The organism is Paenibacillus sp. BR1-192 (genome assembly GCF_029542445.1).
GTDB classification, from domain to species: Bacteria; Bacillota; Bacilli; order Paenibacillales; family Paenibacillaceae; genus Paenibacillus_AQ; species Paenibacillus_AQ lautus_A.
The window spans coordinates 6482501-6501456 of record NZ_CP120718.1 but is presented as its reverse complement, the minus strand read 5'-3'; the positions used below and the strand labels follow the sequence as shown (position 1 = coordinate 6501456).

Sequence of the window (18956 nt, the reverse complement as noted above, 5' to 3'; positions counted from 1 at the left end):
AGCGTTTATTTGGAGGTTACAGAATGAAACAGGTTCAGGTGCTTTTGTCTACATATAATGGGGAGCAATATATATCCGACCAGCTACAAAGTATTTTAAAGCAAAGTTATCCTCATATCTCTGTTCTTATACGAGATGATGGATCATCCGATCAAACGCTAGCCTTATTAAAAGAATATGCTAAAACTTATCCTGACCGAATCAAAGTGATTGCCGGAAGTAATGTGGGGGTTGTTTCTAGTTTTTTTGAGCTGGTTCTGCAATCCAACTCCTATGCAGATTATTACTGTTTCTGCGATCAGGATGATGTATGGCTGGAGCATAAAATTGAGCGTGCTGTAACTATGTTAAGTTCTCAAGCGGATTATGTTCCTGGGATGGTATTCACATCTACGGAGCTTACCGATAAAGATTTAAATTCTCTCGGTACTTGGCCGAAGCCCCCTTTGAAAGCCCCCTCATTTTACAATGCTTTGGTGCAAAATATTGCTGTCGGAGCAACCATTACGTTAAACAAGGCAGCGAGGAATAAGTTTATGGAGAGTAATCAGATAGATCCCAACAAGATCATCATGCACGACTGGTGGTTTTACCTATTGGTATCTGGTTTCGGCAATGTAATGTATGATAAGAATCCTTCGATGCTGTATCGCCAGCATGAAAATAATGTTGTAGGTGGGAGTAACTCATTATTCAACAAACTAAAACAGAAGTACCGCAGTTACATAAAACATAAAGGAGAGCATCTTCTTGTCAAACAAGCAAGTGAGTTTTATCGAGTGTACGGTCATTTAATGGAGGATAGTAAGAGAGAACAACTCGAACTTTTTATTGCCCCCAGGGGACGACTTAGAGAAAAAATTGATTTTCTTCAAAGATCAAAACTATATCGTCAATCGATTGTAGAGCAGTTACTCTTTCGCTTTTTAATTCTTGTGGGCTATATATAAAGAGTCATCAATAACTAGATTTTAGCAATAGAAGTTCTTTATTCCTGCCCATTCTGCGTCTTTGTGCTATAATGTCGATAGATTACTATATTTGTCAGGAGACGTTATGCAATGGATTTAAGCATTTTAATCGTGAACTACAATACCTGTCAGCTGACGGTGGATTGTTTGCGATCCGTGTTTGCATCGGAGACGGAATATACATATGAAGTGATTCTGATAGATAACAACTCGAAGGATGAGTCCGTTCAGACCATCCGGGAGCTATTCCCGCAGGTCAAGCTTATTGAGAACACGGAGAATACCGGCTTTGCCAAAGCCAACAATCAGGGGATGGAAGTGGCGGAAGGTCGCTATATGCTGCTGCTAAATTCCGACACGATTATCCAGCAGGATACGATCCAGACGATGGTCGCTTTTATGGACTATAACCCGATCGTAGGCGCTTCCGGCTGCAAAATCGTCCTCCCGGACGGCTCGCTGGATAAGGCCTGCAAAAGAGAGGGTTCCCAACGCCTTCGGCGTCCTTCTATTATGCCTTTGGTCTCAGCAAGCTGTTCCCGAACAAGCCGGAGTTTAACCAGTATCAGCTGGGGTATTTGAATCCGGACGTAGAGTATCCGGTGGATTGTTTGGTCGGTGCGTTCATGCTGGTACGCCGCGAGACGATTGATCAGGTGGGCGGGCTGGACGAGACCTTTTTTATGTACGGGGAGGATATCGACTGGTGCTATCGCATCAAGCAGGCGGGATGGGGCATTCACTATTATCCTCGTACGACGATCATCCATTATAAAGGCGGCAGCGCACGGCGCCGGCCGTTCAAGATCATTTATGAGTTCCATCGGGCGATGATTCTTTTTCATCGGAAGCATTACCGGCAGAAATACAACATATTCGTTAATGGAGCCGTGTATGCGGGCATTGGTTTAAAATTGCTCCTGTCCCTGCTCACGAACCGGCTGAAGCCTATTCGTCCAGCAACGATAACGCAATCTTCAGGTGGAGTGGAGGTGAAATCATGATCCGCCAGAATCAGGGCTTTCTGACCAAATTGTATATGTTGACCGACTTTGCCTTCATCCAGTTGGCGTTTCTGCTCGCATGGTGGGTGAAATTCGAGAGCGGTTGGTTTCCGTACGAAAAACCGCTGCCCATCGAATCGTACGGAATGTGGAGTTTGGTATACGGCGCGGTTGCCGTGGTTGTCGGCATCATGATTACCTTGTACTCGCCGAAGCGGAAAAAGCGTTTTGCCGACGAGTTCATGAAGATTTTCCAGATGCATTTCATCGGGATGTTCATTCTCCTCAGTATTATGTTTTTTGTTAAAGAGGTGAATATCTCCCGTTGGTATCTCGCCATCTACATGATTCTCAATGTAGCATTCATCATCCTATACCGTTATTTCCTCAAGAAATCGCTCAAGCATTTTCGGGAAAAAGGCTACAACCGCCAATTCGTGCTCATCGTGGGTGCAGGATCGCTCGGCAAGCGCTTCTTCAAAAATCTGAAGCAGTATCCGGAGCTGGGGTATGAAGTCATCGGCTTCCTGGATGATTACCAGCAGTGGGATGAGATTGAAGCGAGACGGCTTAAACCCATTTTGGGCTCGGTCGGCGATCTACATAAGGTGCTAAACGAAAAGCTTGTCGATGAGGTCGTACTGGCACTTCCTCTGAATGCCCACCACAAGTATCCGGAGATCATTGCTGCTTGTGAAAAAGCAGGTGTCCGAACGCTAATTATCCCGGACTTCTTCGATTATCTCCCGGCACGGCCGGTGTTTGATAACTTTGCGGGCATGCCGATGATCAACGTGCGCGATATCCCGCTCGATCTAGCGGCGAACCGACTGTTCAAGCGGGCGTTTGATATCGTATTCTCGTTAGTGGCGATTATCCTTACCTTGCCGGTGATGATCGGAATTTACCTCGGTGTCCGATTGACCTCCCGGGGCCCTGTCATTTTCAAGCAGGAGCGGGTCGGGCTGAACCGCAGGAACTTTTATATGTATAAATTCCGCTCCATGAAGCCGCTGCCGGAAGGGGCGCCGGATACGGGCTGGACGGTGGAGAATGATCCGCGCCGCACCAAGTTCGGCTCTTTTCTCCGGAAGACCAGTCTGGATGAGCTGCCGCAGTTCTTCAATGTCCTGTTCGGACATATGAGCGTGGTGGGCCCAAGACCGGAACGACCTTATTACGTTGAACAGTTCAAAGAGGAGATTCCGAAGTACATGGTGAAACACCACGTACGCCCGGGCATCACGGGGTGGGCGCAGAGCAACGGCCTGCGCGGGGACACTTCGATTGAGGAGCGGATCAAGCACGATATTTTCTACATCGAGAATTGGTCCATTCTGTTTGATATCAAAATCATCCTGCGCACGATCCGCAACGGATTCAAAAACGCATATTGATTGAAATTTAAATGATGACGTCATCTGGCATGAGCCGGATGGCGTCTTTTATTTACCTGTCCTAGAAGCACATTTCGACTAAAGCTGCCTACCAAGTCCCGCTCGCCTCTTGTAGAGATACCGAATGCTGTCGCTTCCTGTAAGTCTGTGACATACCCGAGAAAAACTTCGGACATTCGATCCATTCCGCTCACTTAAACATGCATGTAGAACACAGCGAACAATAGTAGTCTGGAATGATTTACAAAATATAACTATAATACTATTATAATGAAATGTTAGACTCGTCGATGCTTTGCTAGAGTTCGTTCATTACTTAGAGTCGCAGGTTAAATATGATGGTCCAATCTCAGTGTTATGCAGATTTCTAATGTTTTCGAAATAACCGTGTTTCATCTTGCCGCTTCATTTGCCCAAAGGAAAGATCACATCCAATAAGCTTTATGGGAGGAATCGATATGGAAAACGCCAAGGTTCAGGATTTCATCGAAAGCAGCCAAGAGCAATGGGACGAAGAGTACAGATCCCGCATGTGGGATTATTTATCGGACATCACGGAATATGCCAGATATTCGGTCGTGTACGGATACATCCGAAAGTTTCTTGGGGAAGAGGGCATTTTGGATATGGGATGCGGGGCCGGCTTGTTGTATGACATGCTCTTGGACGATGAAAAATCGAATTATACCGGTGTAGACCTGTCCGAGGAAGCGATCAGAATCGCATCCGGCAAAACGTCAAGGGACTTATTCCAGCGCGCGGACATCAACCATTATGTTCCTCATAAAAGCTACGACGTCATCGTTTTTAATGAATCGCTGCAGTATGTGCCCAATACCGCTAGCAAGCTGTTGGAATATGCCCGTTACCTGACCCCGGATGGCGTCATCATCTCTTCCCTATATTCACATAAGAATACCCAGGATCCTGATTATCTCATGGTAGAGCATAAGATCGGCGAAATCGAAAGCTGTGATGGGTTTGACGTCGTAGATAAAGTCAGCGTGTTTAATCACAACGCGGGATTGAAATGGTATATTCACCTTTTGAAGGCCAAGAGCTAGTGATCCGTAGTATTTACAAAAATCGTTCCGTCATTTGGCAGCCGCCAAGTGACGTTTCGTATTATTAGGTCAACCAGATTTCTGGTTGGCCTATTTTTGTAGGCATTATACGATGGTGGTAGCCGGGAGAACGAAGGTGGCTTAGGGACGCAGATCCCGTCAAAAAAACGGTTCTCTCACTACCGTCCAACGACTATGTTTGAGCTGGTAGAGGCTTTAGACCTCGCATCACAAGCGAAGCTATGGGGTTGGAGACCATGTGGGAATGCCGGTATCGAATCAAGGAGGTTATTATGCAGCCAGTAGTAGGAATAGACGTGGCCAAAGGGGTTAGCGTTATCCAGGCCTTTATCGGTCGCGAAAAACCCTTCGGGAGGATGGAGAAGCTTCATCATGGGCCGGAAGGTTTTGAACGGCTAGGGGAACTGTTAGGAACACTCAAACATAAAAGTGGCGTCGAGCCCGTTGTTGTCCTTGAGGCGACCGGACATTACCATCGAAGTCTGGTAGGGTATCTTAAACGTAGTGGATGGACTCATTACATCGTTAACCCTCTGCAAGCGAAACGATCGAAAGGTACGCAACTTCGCAAGGTGAAAACAGATGCAGCAGATGCATGGCATTTGGCTGAGATGTACTACCGAGGGGACGTTAAAGCGCATCGAGAGTGGGAGGAAACCTACACCGAGCTTCAACACTTAACGAGGCAACATGAGTTTGTAACCGCGATGTACGTACAGGCCAAGTTAAACAGCAGAGCTTTGCTTGAGCAGGTGTTTCCGGACTTCATCGGATTATTTCATAATCTGTATGCGACCACATCATTAAAAGTGCTAGAGCGATGTTTGGAGAACAAGGTCGAAGATGTGGGGGATCTGATCCTTGAATGTGTAGGTAAATCCCACTCCAAAGGATGGATTACGGAGAAAACAAAACGGTTGAAAGAACTCGTGTTGGGCTGGAAAACACAAGAGAGGAGTCGATCCCAGAGCATAGCGTTGACTAGCATGGTCTCCCTGCTGTTGGAATTCGATAAACAGTTAAATCATTTGGAAAAGCAGATGGAAGAACTGGCTGGGGAGTTGCCTGAAGTGGAATTGGTCAAAAGTATCCCGGGTGTAGGGAACAAACTTGCGGCAGCCATCGTGGCAGAGCTGGGCGATGCAAGCCAGTTCAAGGATGCGAAGCAACTTGTAGCCTACGCAGGATTAGATCCGGGGATTTACAGCTCAGGAAAATTCACGGCTACAAGCAACCGGATCACGAAACGAGGCTCAAAAAGACTACGGCGAGCACTCTATCTTGCCGTACAGTGCGGGATTCGCAGACGTGCAAACCGCAGGATCAGTGATTACTACGACAAAAAAAGAAAAGAGGGCAAGCCCTACAAGGTGGTCGTGATCGCTTGCGCCAACAAGCTTCTCCATCACATTTATGCCATCCTAAGTAAAAGCGAACCCTACAAAGCCTAAAAACCATATTTTCCCATAACCTTCACGCCACTGAAGGTTATTTGTGCTGTTTAGAAAAGTATATCAGTATTCTATTATTTAACCAAGTTATAATGCTTGACAAGTATTAGCTGGTTTTTTTGTTTGGCCCCTCCATTAACCGGGTATTTACCTAGCAACAGCAATGAACGAAACAAAGGGTGGGGATACCATGAAACGGATCGCAGCTGTCCTTCTATTATTTTCCGCCATTATGATACTGCTTCTGACTCATCTGGAGATGGAGGAGGAAGCGCCGCAAGGATTCGCGGCCTATCGCCTGATTGCCCATGCCATGGGAAGCATCGGCGAACAGCCCTATACGAACGCTTATGAAGCCATGGTTGTTAACTACGAGAAAGGCACCCGGGTATTCGAGATTGATTTGATGCTGACGGAGGATCGCAAAGTCGTAGCCAGGCATGAGTGGACGGAGAGCATGACGCAGCAGCTGGGTCAGAAGGAGAAGCTTCCGGACGATAAGCAGGCCGCCCGCCTGAGCCATGAGGAGTTTATTAACACGCCGATTTTGGAACAATACCAGCCGATGGATATTGAGGGGATTATGGATATGATGGAGCGTCATCCCGATATCTACATCGTGACGGATACGAAGGAGCAGAAGGACCGGGATATACAGTACCTGTTCGCGGAGATTGTAAACGCTGCTAAAGAACGGGATCCGAAGCTTCTGGATCGGGTCGTCGTCCAAATTTACAATGAGCCGATGCTTGATATGGTTCAGGACATCTACCCGTTTCAATCGATTATATATACGCTGTATGCCACGCAGGACTCACCTGCTGAGATCACTGCCTTCGTACAGGAGAACCACATTGACGCGGTTACCATGCCGGAGTACAAGGTCAGCCCGAATTTCGTAGCCAAGCTAAGGCAAGCGGGAGCCGTGACCTATGTCCACACCATCAATGACACGAACACCGTGAACAATTATGAAAAATGGGGCGTGTACGGCGTCTACTCGGATCTGCTGACCGAGCCGGAGCTGGAGCGGAACAGCTTGAGATATACGATGACAAAGCGACTGGAGTAGATGTACCTTACAAGGCACGCCTCATATCGCGTCCGTCTGTGGAAAAGTTTGAGTTTGCATCCATAATAATGCAGAGCATGGAAGTCCGTGATCTCCATAAGAGATTGCGGGCTTTTTTCATGCTATCAGAAAATATAAACTTCGAAGCTTGGCCTACTTGATATCACAGAAAGCCACCATCTATATCTCTGGGATTGTGCCTCATGCGGTCTGGGATTGTACGTCGGTAGACGTTTTTCTTAACCAGTTATCCGCCCAAATCTCTTCTCAGCGACGCGGTTCGTATATCGGCTGAAACGATAAACCGCAATTACCAAAAAAATGTTCGTATTTTATACGAACATAAATTGACTTGCTTACCGTGCTAGCATAGACTTATTTTAGTATGATAGTAACCCGTGAACGTGGAGGAATGACGCTTGAAAGAGATGATACAATCCTGGAGGCATGTGTTTAAGCTGGATCCCGACAAGGAGGTCGATGACGAGACCCTTGATGCGGTATGCTTGTCAGGAACCGATGCCATTATGGTCGGAGGCTCAACCGGAGTCACTTATGAAAATACCGTGGATCTGCTGTCCCGAGTTCGGCGTTACGAGCTGCCGTGCGTACAGGAAGTATCCGATCTGGAAGCCGTTGTACCCGGTTTTGATCTATATATGGTCCCGATGGTTTTGAATACGCAGGATCCGACCTGGATCATGGGCCGGCACCGCGAGGGAATCGAGCGCTACGGGTACATGATCCCGTGGGATCTGGTCGTGACCGAGGGTTATATCGTGTTGAACGAGAACGCTGCGGTGGCGAGATTGACCGGAGCAGAGACTTCGATTGAAGCGAGCGCGGTTGCCGCTTATGCCCAGATTGCGGACAAGCTGATGAATCTGCCGATTGTGTACCTGGAATACAGCGGTGCGTTCGGTGATATGGAAACGGTCCGCACGGTTCGAAGATCGCTGGATAACGCCCGGTTGTTCTACGGCGGCGGAATAACCAATGCCGAGCAGGCGATGGAGGCTGCAGCTATTTCGGACACGATCGTTGTGGGCAACGTGGTGTACGATCATCTGGAGCAGGCGCTCGAAACGGTCAAGGCCGTGAAGGGCTGATGGGACTAGTAACTGATCTGCTGAAAAATATAGAGGCGCGTTTAGCCAGCCAGCTCAGGCTCTATAATCACATTTTCAGTTCCTCTGCTGGTAAGCATGTATTTATTCATTGAATATCCATGCAGAACGCACTGTGCCTTAGACAGGCAGCATTCGGTACGATTCATCATCTTTAATCAATTCGATCTGCTAGACTATATCCCATTTTTTATTGAATTTTTACTTTTACTCAAGTTTCCCCCTTATCAAATCTACACCTATTAGGAGGCAATGTTTATGCATTCCATTGACATACACGACGCCGTCAGACGTCTCAATCCGCAGCAGCGCCAAGCCGTTGAAGCAACCGACGGACCGCTGCTCATTATGGCCGGAGCCGGTTCCGGCAAGACGCGGGTGCTAACACACCGGATCGCGTACCTGATCGCCACGCGCAAAGCCGCACCATGGAGCATCCTGGCGATTACGTTTACGAATAAGGCAGCCCGCGAGATGCAGGAGCGGGTATCCAAGCTGGTCGGCCGGGAAGGCCAGGACATTTGGGTATCGACGTTCCACTCCATGTGCGTACGGATTTTGCGCAAAGACATTGAGCGGATCGGCTTTACTTCGAATTTTAGTATTTTGGATTCGACAGACCAGCTGTCCGTAATTCGGAACGTGATGAAGCAACACAACATCGATCCGAAGAAATTCGAGCCGAAGGCGATCCAAGCGGCCATGAGCGCGGCCAAGAATGAGCTGATCTCCCCGCAGCAGTATGAACAGAAAGCCGGGGACTATTTTGAAACCCTCGTTGCCAAGGTCTACACCGAATACCAGAAACGCTTGAAGAGCAACAATTCGCTCGATTTCGACGATCTGATCATGACCACGATCCAGCTGTTTAAGGAAGTGCCGGAGGTTCTAGACTTCTATCAGCGCAAATTTCAGTACATCCACGTGGATGAATACCAGGATACCAACCGGGCGCAGTACATGCTCTGCCGCATGCTGGCGGACAGCCATCACCGCATCTGCGTTGTCGGGGACAGCGACCAGTCGATCTACCGCTGGCGCGGCGCGGATATCACGAACATCCTGAATTTTGAGCAGGATTACCCGGAGGCGCGCACGATTCTGCTGGAGCAGAATTACCGTTCGACAGCGAACATTTTGAACGCTGCCAACAATGTTATTGGCCTGAACACGGGCCGCAAGCCGAAGAATCTGTGGACCGAGCAGGGCGAAGGGCCGAAGATCAAAGTGTTCCGTGGGGATACGGAGCATGATGAGGGGTATTTTGTCACCTCGGAAATTAGCAAGAACATCAAGGACGGCAAGAGCTATCAGGACCACGCGATTCTGTATCGGACCAACGCGCAGTCCCGGGTGATCGAGGAAATTCTGATCAAGTCGGATATTCCGTACCAGATCGTCGGCGGCATCAAGTTCTACGATCGCAAAGAGATCAAGGACATGCTTGCTTATCTGCGCCTGATTTCCAACCCGGACGACGATATCAGCTTGACGCGGATCATTAACGTGCCCAAAAGAAGCATCGGCGACACAACCGTCGCGAAGCTGGCTGCAGCAGCCGGAGAACGGGGCATCTCGATCTTCCGCGTGCTAGAAATCGTGGACGACCTCGGTTTTGCCGGACGGACGCGCAATGCGCTGGTGGGCTTCTACGACATGATTGCCGCGCTCAGCCGAATGGTCGAGTTTCTGTCGGTGACCGAGCTTACGGAAAAAATTCTCGAGATGTCCGAGTACCGCCTCGAGCTCCAGAACGAGAATACGATCGAATCCAGATCACGCCTCGAGAACATCGACGAGTTCCTGTCGGTTACGCAAGAGTTCGAGAAGAACAACGAGGATAAGTCGCTCGTCTCCTTCCTCACGGATCTTGCGCTGATCGCGGACATCGATTCGATGAACGATGACGAGGAAGACCGCGACGATGCTGTCGTGCTCATGACCATGCACAGCGCCAAAGGCCTGGAGTTCCCGGTGGTATTCATCATCGGCATGGAGGAAGGGGTATTCCCGCACAGCCGTGCCTTTATGGATAACGAGGAGCTGGAAGAAGAACGCCGACTTGCTTATGTAGGCATCACGCGCGCCGAGAAGCAGTTGTTCTTATCCTGTGCGCGCATGCGTACCTTATTTGGCCGCACGACGGCGAACATGCCATCGCGATTCCTGGAGGAAATCCCGGAAGAGCTGAAGGAAGACACCCAGATGGCGCATGACCGCTACCGCCGTGGCGGCGGAAACAATGTGGGCGGATCCTATGCGGGACGCGGCTTCGGCGGCGGTGGAGGCAGCAACTTTGGCGGAAGCCGCAGCGTAGACCTCTCCCTCAGCGGATCGACGGCTTCCGCGCAAGCCGCGCCGAAGAGCCGGGTGACGATGACAACCGGTGGGTCATCCCGTCCAGCGGCTGCCTCGGGCAGCGGCGATTTTAAGGCCGGCGACAAAGTCGCCCATGGCAAATGGGGGACCGGTACGATCGTAGCGGTGAAGGGCAGCGGCAATGACATGGAATTGCAGATTGCATTCCCGGCGCCTGTGGGCGTGAAACGCCTGCTTGCCGGCTTTGCGCCGATTACGAAGGTGGAATAAGGGATAGAACTAGGTAAATATGATCTAAAGCAACGTAACCCACGATGGCCTTATTATATTGAAGGAGGATTGCCCCTGCATGGATTTCAAGGAAAAGATGGAGAAGCTCATTGCGGAGCTGAACAATTACAATTACCATTACTACACGCTGGATCAGCCGCTTGTAAGCGACAAGGAGTATGACGCCCTGTACGACCAGCTGGTAGCGTTGGAGGCAGAGACCGGAGTGACGCTCCCGGATTCTCCGACCCAGCGGGTGGGCGGGGAGATTCTGAAAGGTTTTGCCCCACACCGCCATTTGGCTCCGTTATGGAGTCTCGATAAAGCCCAGAACATCGAGCAGCTCCGTACCTGGCATGATCGCGTGGTCAGGCTGGTCAATGACTATAATACGAAGAATCCCGGCAATCCTCTGCCGAAGCCTTGTTATGCATTGGAGCTGAAGTTTGACGGGCTGACGCTGAATCTGACCTATCAGGACGGCAAGCTGGTTCAAGCATCGACTCGGGGGAACGGAACGGTAGGCGAAGGCATTTTGGCTCAGGTAAAGACCATCAAGTCGGTGCCAATGACGATCCCGTACGCGGAAGGCACGATCGAAGTGCAGGGCGAGGGCATCATGAACCTGTCCGTGCTGGAACAATACAATCAAACCGCTGCCGAGCCGCTCAAGAACGCGCGCAATGCTGCCGCAGGAGCGCTTCGCAATCTGAATCCGAAGGTGACGGCCGAGCGTAAGCTGAACGCGTACTTCTACAATGTCGGCTACTCGGATGGAATCACCTTTGCCGACCACAAGGAAATGATGGATTTCCTGCGCGAGAATCGGCTCAAGGTCAACCCGTACATCTTCTATTTCGAGCAGTTTGATGATGTGATGGAGCAGCTGGCCGATATCGAAAAACGCCGCTCCGAGCTCGATTACCTCATCGACGGGGCGGTTGTGAAGGTGACCGATTTCCGCATCCGCGATGTGCTCGGATATACCGACAAGTTCCCGCGCTGGGCGGTCGCTTACAAATTTGAAGCGGAAGAAACCACGACCGTGCTGCAGTCGGTTACCTGGAATGTGGGACGGACCGGAAAAATCACGCCACTAGCCCGTGTAGAGCCCGTTGAGCTTGCCGGAGTTACGGTGCAAAATTGTACGCTGAATAATATCGGGGATATTGAGCGCAAGAATCTCAAGTTCGCGCTCGGCTCGCGGGTCTTCATTCGCCGTTCGAATGACGTCATTCCCGAGATCCTCGGCAAAGTAACGGAGGAGCAGGATGGCGAAGAGATCCTGTATCCGGAACAGTGTCCATCCTGCGGATTTCCGCTGGAGCAGCGCGGCGCCCACCTCTTCTGCAACAACAAGACGGGATGCAAGCCGCAAATCGTAGCCCGGATCACGCATTTTGCCTCCAGGGACGCCATGGACATTGAGACGTTCAGCGATAAAACCGCGATCCAGTTATATGATGAACTGGGCGTGAGAGAACCGGCTGATCTTTACACGCTATCTTTTGACAGTTTGCTGAAGCTGGAGCGCTTCGGCGAGAAAAAAGCCCAGAATCTGCTGGATGCCATCGAGAAGAGCAAGGGGCGGGATCTTGCATCGTTCCTCTTTGCGCTGGGTATACCGAATACCGGCAAATCCACTACCAAAATGCTGGCAGATCACTACCGTGATCTGACTCGCGTGATGGCGGCGACCGCGGAAGAATTGGTCGAGCTGCCGGACGTGGGCGGCATCGTGGCCGAAAGCATCGCGGGATACTTCGCCGACCCGTTTGCCCAAGCGAGCATCCAGAAGATGCTCTCGCTGGGCGTCCAAGCGAAAGCGCCGGAAGCGCCGAAGCCGGTCAGCACGGATTCCTACTTCAGCGGCAAAACGGTTGTGCTGACAGGCACCCTCCATCTGCTGACCCGCGAAGAGGCAACCGAACGCTTGGAAGCGCTCGGCGCCAAAGTCACCGGCAGCGTGTCCAAGAAAACCGACCTCCTCATTGCAGGCGAAAAAGCCGGCAGCAAGCTGGCCAAAGCCCAGCAGCTCGGCATCGACATCCTGGAGGATGAAGAAGAGTTCGTGCGGTTGCTGAACGAATAACAGCATACCCTGGATATATTTTGCAATATCAGTTGCAACTCCCTAAGAACCGAGGCTATCGATAGCCTCGGTTTTTTCTTTTTCCCGAATTCCTTTCTCCTCCCTTACTTGCGATGTAAGCCATATTTTCCTTGAAACTATGACGTTTTCGATCATTCGTCAAAAGCTCCTAAACTTTCGACTCAATTTAACAAAAACATACAGAAAAGGATGAAGGAATCTAATTTTGGATTCTAGAATAATTTACCACGGGTCAGTCTTATGCGGAAAGGAGTGGATACCATCGTAAGGCAGCGCAGATATGCTGATGACATCCCGGACCCTAATTTGAATGGGAATTCTATCTTATGGGAGGGGTAAAGCCTTGAGTAAAAAGTTATGGTCTGCACTACTAAGTTTTGTATTAACGCTATCATTGGTTGCGCCAGCGGCCGGGGCGGCTCCATCCGAACGGCAGATCGAGCTGGACAATCCGCTCAGTGCCGAAGAAGCTAGGCAGATAAAGGATATGCTGAAACAGCGAGCGAAGCTTGCGGAGTTTCCCGCGCTTGATCAAAGCCTGCAAAGATCGGCCGGGGGTCCTACAAGGGTTATCGTAGAATTGTCTACCGAACCAGTGGCTCTGGCCAAAGGGCTTTCCTCTATTCAGGGCCAATCTTTTAGTTCTTCCGCGGAGGCGAAGGTCGAGGCACAGGTACAATTGGAGCAGCAGACTTTTATACGCAGCCTGAACACGAAGAACATCACGCATGAAATCTCCGATCAATATAGCTACGCATTCAACGGGGTGTCTATGGAGATCGATGGCAGCAAGGTTGAAGCGCTGCTGGATATCCCTGGCGTTCTAGGCGTTTATCCCGATCTGGAGGTAACGGTTGGACCGAAGGGCGAAGTAAATCCATACATGAAAGACACGGGGCCGTTCATCGGTGCTCCGGATGTCTGGGATCTCGGATATACGGGCAAAGGCATTAAAGTCGGCGTTATTGATACAGGTATCGATTACGCACACCCGGTTTTGAAGGATGCTTATAAGGGCGGATACGACTTCGTTGACAATGATAATGATCCTTATGAGACAACTCCGCTCGATTGGGAGAATGATCCTTCCAATCCCCCGCAGGTCGATGACAGGGGAAGCACGTACTGGACCGATCATGGAACGCACGTAGCGGGTACCATCGGAGCCCGCGATGCCGGCGAATATGGAGTCGTGGGCATTGCACCCGAAGCGGATATCTATGCTTACCGGGTTCTTGGCCCGTACGGCAGCGGCTATTCCAGCTGGGTGCTGGGAGGTATTGACCGTTCCGTTCAGGACGGAATGGATGTAATCAACCTCTCCCTGGGCAATTCCCGAAATGATCCGGACTATGTAACGTCCGTAGCACTTAACAATGCTGCACTGGCTGGTGTCACGCCAGTCGTTGCAAGCGGCAATACAGGGCCAAACCGCTGGACGGTTGGATCGCCGGGGGCGGCGGCTTTTCCGATTACGGTAGGAAACTCAACAGGGCCAAGCGACGAAATGGCGGCAACATCGCACTTTTTCACGGACGCGGAATTGCCGGGTGAGCCCATTGAAAACAATGAAGGCACGGTTGAGCTTGGAGAAGGATCAGCACCATCAGTCACGCCTGACGAGCAGGCAGAAGCACAGATTGATGAAGCTGCCCAGGCATCATCGACCGATGACACGGCGCCTTCCGTTAATCCGGAGCAGGATTCAAACTTAGTTCAATCGGGTGACGGTGCAGCAGAGGAGCCGGCCACTGATCAAGTGCCTGCTGAATCTGCCGAGGATGAAGTAGCCCCTCAGGCTGACGATGCCGCTCCGGTTACGGTAGTAGATGCTACGTATAAGCTTGAATTAATGGCGTGGAATTTGGCCGAGGACCCAGAAGTCGTCCTGGATGGGGATTTCGGACTGATATATGCGGATCTGGGTAAACCAGAGGATTTCGCTGGCAAAGACGTAGCGGGCAAAATCGCATTGATTAAACGCGGTGAACTCGCTTTCGTCGATAAAATTGCGAATGCTAAGGCAGCAGGCGCGACGGGTGCCATCGTATTCAATCAGAACCCTGGGCCGATCGGCGTCTTGCTCGGAGACAGCTTTGCCTTCATTCCAACCTTTAGTATGAGCAAAGAAGACGGCGATTATATCAAATCGCTGCTCGATGCCAACCCGGATCTGAAAGTGAATTTCTCCGATTTTATTAAAAACCGAACCGCAGGCGATGAGATTAATGATTCCAGCTCGAGAGGCCCGGCCAAGAAGACGCTGGATATCAAGCCTGACGTGGTAGCGCCGGGAACGAGCATTTTGTCATCCGTTCCGGCATACGGTAAGGACATTGCAGGTGCGGATTACAGTCAGTCCTATGACCGCTTAACAGGCACTAGTATGGCGTCCCCGCATGTGGCAGGGCTTGCGGCTCTCATCCTGGAGAAGCACAACGACTGGACCCCGTTCGATGTCAAAGTCGCCTTGATGAATAACGCCAAAGTGCTGAATACCGAATCCTACGATGTGACGGATCAAGGGGCCGGACGCGTACAGGCGCTCCAGACCATCCAGGCAGAGGCGCTGGTTAAGGTCTTGGACAAGACTTCGTATCAAGAGAACGGAACTTCCAACCAAAAGGAAAACATCACTGGAAGCATAAATTTCGGCAACTTTACCGGCAAGTCTGCCAAGACCGTTCAGAAAAAAATAAAGGTAGAGAGCATTGGAAACGCGGGCGGCACGTTTAATGTGCAAATCAATAACACGCAGGTCACGCCGGGAGTAAGTGTTACAACCGATAAAAGCACCTTCACCCTCAACGGTCAAGAGGAGATTATCGTAACGCTTCAAGTGCCGGAAGGGATAGACGGGATATCGGAACAGCAAGGCTACATCACGTTTTCGAATGGAACCCATTCCTATTCGGTTCCTTACGTAGCGTACTTTAATCTTGAAATCACGGGCGTGAAATATACAAAAGCCTATAGTGACACCGAAACCTACTTGCCGCATGTTCCGTTAACCGAGACCGGTGAGCTGGGCAAGCTCAACCTGGCTTTCGAATTCTACAATCCGATGCAGATCGTCATCGTGGACTTGTATGATAGCCTTAATCCGGAAGCAGGCGTTGACGGTGACGGGATTATCGGTCAAATATTCGGGGGAGAAGCCTATTTTGATGCCAACACCTCGTTTACGATCGGTTGGAACGGGAAGTATGCCGAATATGAAACCGAGGAAGAGGTAGAGGTTCGGGATGGATTATATTCGATCGAGCTTCTTTCCTTGGATACGAATTTCGTGGTTCACTCGGATTATGCCACGATTCCTTTCTTTGTGAAGCGATCAGCACCTTCGATTCAAACGAATACAGATGTCAAAATCTCCGGCAAGAACAATCCTGCACTAAGCGGTACGATCGAAGATCTCTACGTAACGGCTGTTCCGGCTTTGTGGGATGAATGGGCCATTGATTTTGACGTCAGCGAATGGTTGGATGCCACTTATGTGATTAAAAGAGCCAATAAAACGGTAGCGAAGGAAGGCAGCTTTGATGTCGAGCAAGATGGTGCATTTAACATTGCCTTAGACGGATTGTCTTCAGGCAACTATACCGTTGAGCTTTCCGTCAAAGACCGTCAAGGACTCCAAGGAACGGCTTCCGTATCCTTGCAGCTGACAGGCGCGCCTGGACCAGGGAACCCGGATCCAGGTAACCCAGGTGGCGGATCCGGTGGAGGAGGCGGTGGCAGCTCGTCCTCCGGCGGCGGTTCCACGGGAACACCGTCCACTCCGGCTCCTGAAGTATCAGGGGATGCCAAAGTAACGACGAAGAAAAATGCGGATGGCACCGAGTCCGCAACGGCAGCTCTGTCTGAAGCAGTGGTTACGGCAGGAATTACTAGTGACGGTAAGGAAGTGAAGCTGGACGTATCGAAGCTGGATTTCAGCAAATACAGCGACGTAGCTATTACCCTTGGCAAGGCAGCAATCGATAAACTGAAAGCATCAGGCAAACCGCTTGTTATCACGGGTAACGGTTTTACCTTGACGGTGCCTGTCGATGCCTTGGATGATTTCACGACGAGCAGCGGATTCAGTTTGACGGTTTCCGTAGCTGCAAGCAAAGCGGGATCTGGTAACGCCTTGAACGCTGTATCCTCGATCGTTTCGGTCAAACATGGGGACAAGTTCAAACATCCGCTTTTACTGACATTGAATTATGACCATACAAAAGTGAAGGATACACGCAAGGTAGGTGCCTACGTGCAGTCGGAAAAAGGAGACCTGCAATCCGCAGGATTGCTGCAATCGGCTGAGCGCGGATCGATCACGTTCCGTATCAACGGACCGGGTTCTTATGCAGCTGCCGAGAATAACGTAACCTTTAACGACATCGTCAGCCACTGGGCTAAGGATGAGATTGAAGTTGCCGCCTCGCAGCATATCACGAACGGTACCGGTGCAGGACGGTTCTCGCCGAACAATGCGGTAACCCGTGCCGAATTTGCGACGCTGCTTGATCGTATTTTCGAGACAGGCAGCGATTGGGAAACACGCAGCAAAGAGGCGGGGGCGAAGCATCCGCTGACCCGCGAGGACATGGTAGTCATGATTGCGGAAGCGTTGAAGCTGGATTCCGAAACGGCATCCTTGTCATTTAGCGATACGAATCTGATTTCGGAGGATGCACGTGCGGCCGTGGCCTTTGCCGTAAACGAAGGACTGGTGAAGGGAGTGAGTGGCAACCGCTTTGCACCGGGCGAGACTTCCACTCGGGCACAGGTATCCGTCATTGTGTACCGTTTGCTGGATTATCTGAATAAAATTTAATGAAGGCTAAGCTGCTTCAATACAATTCTGATTGAGCTAAAGAGGAGTTGCTCCATATCATGCAACGTGATGGGGCATCTCCTCTTTTTAATGGTGTTGGCTGCTACAAATAGGTTGATTCGATATTCCGGCGTGTGTAATATTTTGGTAGCGCCTGAATTCGATGAAGGGTGGGAGGACATGAGATATAGAACAGTGTTCTATGCAACCATTGCAATCGTGCTATTTTTCGTTATGGTTTCTGTACTGGGGAATCTGGTTGAGGGATCAGAAGCCGGAGCTATTCAGTTGAGCTTCGAGTGGGTGACTAAATACGTGCTCCCATGGATATTCCTATACTGGTTCATAAAACTCGTCAACAAAATGAAATAAAAAGACACTCACCAACGCACCATTGTGCAGCCCGATGAGTGTCTTTTTCCATAGTACGACTATTCCCTTGACCACTGATCCAACTTGTCATCACCCGGAAGAAGCAGGGCGAGCAGACCTAGCAGCGGCAAGAAGCCGATGGCGATCATCACATTGCCGATTCCCCAAGCATCCCCGAGATTACCGAGCACAAGCGAACCGACCCCGCCCATGCCAAAAGCAAACCCGGTAATCAGCCCGGATACCGTACCGATATTGCCAGGGTGCAGCATTTGGGCATACACAACAGTGACCGAGAAACTGGACAATAGAACAAACCCGCCGATCAGCAGCAACACGGCCGCCCAGAACGGGGAGGCAAACGGGAGAATCAACGCAATGGGCGCCGTGCCGATCATGGAGAGCATGATCATGTTGCGACGGCCAAAGCGGTCGGCCAGCGGACCGCCAAAGAAGGTGCCCACAGCTCCCGATGCAAGAAACAGAAAAATATAGATCTGAGCATTATCAATCGTGATTTTGTATGCATCCATGAGGTAGAAGGCATAATAGCTGCTAATGGCTGCGCCGTACCAGGAGCGGATAAACACGAGAATGACGAGAACCAGCGTGGCATTGCGTACGCTTTTGCGGCGGGCGGGATCAAGCATGCGTCCGGCAGCTTTCTTTTTAAACGTGTAACCGGCTTTCAGCATGCCGTGGTACCAATGGGCAACATAGGATTGCACGATGATACCAGCTGCGGCAACGAAGGTGAAGCCAATCGCGCCAAACTGTCCGAACGGTACGAAAATGTATCGTGTCAGAAGCGGAGCAAGTGACTGCCCGGCATTGCCCCCTACTTGAAAGATCGATTGGGACAACCCTTTTCGCATGCCTGCAGCCATATGAGCGACCCGCATTCCCTCCGGATGAAAGGTAGCGGAGCCTAATCCGATCAGAACGACAGCGAA

Annotated in this window: 11 protein-coding genes and 1 pseudogene (1 of these 12 cut by a window edge); 11 read left to right on the top strand and 1 reads right to left on the bottom strand. The window is 50.5% G+C overall.

Translation table 11 applies throughout. The annotated features are described in order from the left end of the window. Nucleotides 1-23: 23 nt before the first annotated feature. From P0X86_RS29980 to P0X86_RS29930, 11 genes and pseudogenes are all read left to right on the top strand, one after another. Nucleotides 24-950 carry a glycosyltransferase family 2 protein gene (locus tag P0X86_RS29980; RefSeq protein WP_277747157.1) on the top strand — a complete coding sequence of 309 codons (927 nt, stop codon included), beginning with the start codon at nt 24-26 and terminating at the stop codon, nt 948-950. A gap of 111 nt (nt 951-1061) precedes the next feature. Next, nucleotides 1062-1975 (top strand): annotated as a pseudogene (locus P0X86_RS29975) (glycosyltransferase family 2 protein). Further along, a complete protein-coding gene (locus P0X86_RS29970) occupies nt 1972-3372 on the top strand; it encodes an undecaprenyl-phosphate glucose phosphotransferase (RefSeq protein ID WP_277747156.1) in 1401 nt (466 codons plus the stop codon). Before P0X86_RS29975 ends, P0X86_RS29970 begins: the two are co-directional and overlap by 4 nt. 458 nt (nt 3373-3830) lie before the next feature. After that, complete coding sequence (locus P0X86_RS29965; protein ID WP_277747155.1) at nt 3831-4436, top strand: class I SAM-dependent methyltransferase; 606 nt, start codon at nt 3831-3833, stop codon at nt 4434-4436. Between the two features lie 293 nt (nt 4437-4729). Further along, nucleotides 4730-5908, top strand: a complete 1179-nt coding sequence (locus P0X86_RS29960; RefSeq protein ID WP_277745938.1) for an IS110 family RNA-guided transposase — start codon at nt 4730-4732, stop codon at nt 5906-5908. A gap of 190 nt (nt 5909-6098) precedes the next feature. Further along, nucleotides 6099-6980, top strand: coding sequence for a phosphatidylinositol-specific phospholipase C/glycerophosphodiester phosphodiesterase family protein (locus tag P0X86_RS29955; protein WP_277747154.1), 882 nt, complete (start codon nt 6099-6101; stop codon nt 6978-6980). A gap of 419 nt (nt 6981-7399) precedes the next feature. Beyond that, entirely contained in the window at nt 7400-8089 is a 690-nt protein-coding gene (gene pcrB, locus P0X86_RS29950) for a heptaprenylglyceryl phosphate synthase (RefSeq protein WP_277747153.1), read from the top strand. 276 nt (nt 8090-8365) lie between these two features. Then, entirely contained in the window at nt 8366-10696 is a 2331-nt protein-coding gene (pcrA, locus tag P0X86_RS29945; protein WP_277747152.1) for a DNA helicase PcrA, read from the top strand. 79 nt (nt 10697-10775) lie between these two features. Beyond that, on the top strand, nt 10776-12788 hold the full coding sequence (gene ligA / locus P0X86_RS29940; protein WP_277747151.1) for an NAD-dependent DNA ligase LigA: 2013 nt from the start codon (nt 10776-10778) through the stop codon (nt 12786-12788). Between the two features lie 364 nt (nt 12789-13152). Beyond that, the gene (locus tag P0X86_RS29935) at nt 13153-17631 is read left to right on the top strand and encodes a S8 family serine peptidase (protein ID WP_277747150.1); all 4479 of its coding nucleotides are present in this window, start codon (nt 13153-13155) and stop codon (nt 17629-17631) included. A gap of 180 nt (nt 17632-17811) precedes the next feature. Continuing rightward, complete coding sequence (locus tag P0X86_RS29930) at nt 17812-18003, top strand: hypothetical protein (protein WP_277747149.1); 192 nt, start codon at nt 17812-17814, stop codon at nt 18001-18003. A gap of 59 nt (nt 18004-18062) precedes the next feature. Here the strand turns inward: P0X86_RS29930 and P0X86_RS29925 are convergent, their stop codons facing one another. Further along, nucleotides 18063-18956, bottom strand: the 3' portion of a protein-coding gene (locus P0X86_RS29925) for an MFS transporter (protein ID WP_009591294.1). 363 nt of this gene lie beyond the right edge of the window; only the last 894 of its 1257 coding nucleotides appear in the window; the start codon falls outside the window, past its right edge; its stop codon occupies nt 18063-18065.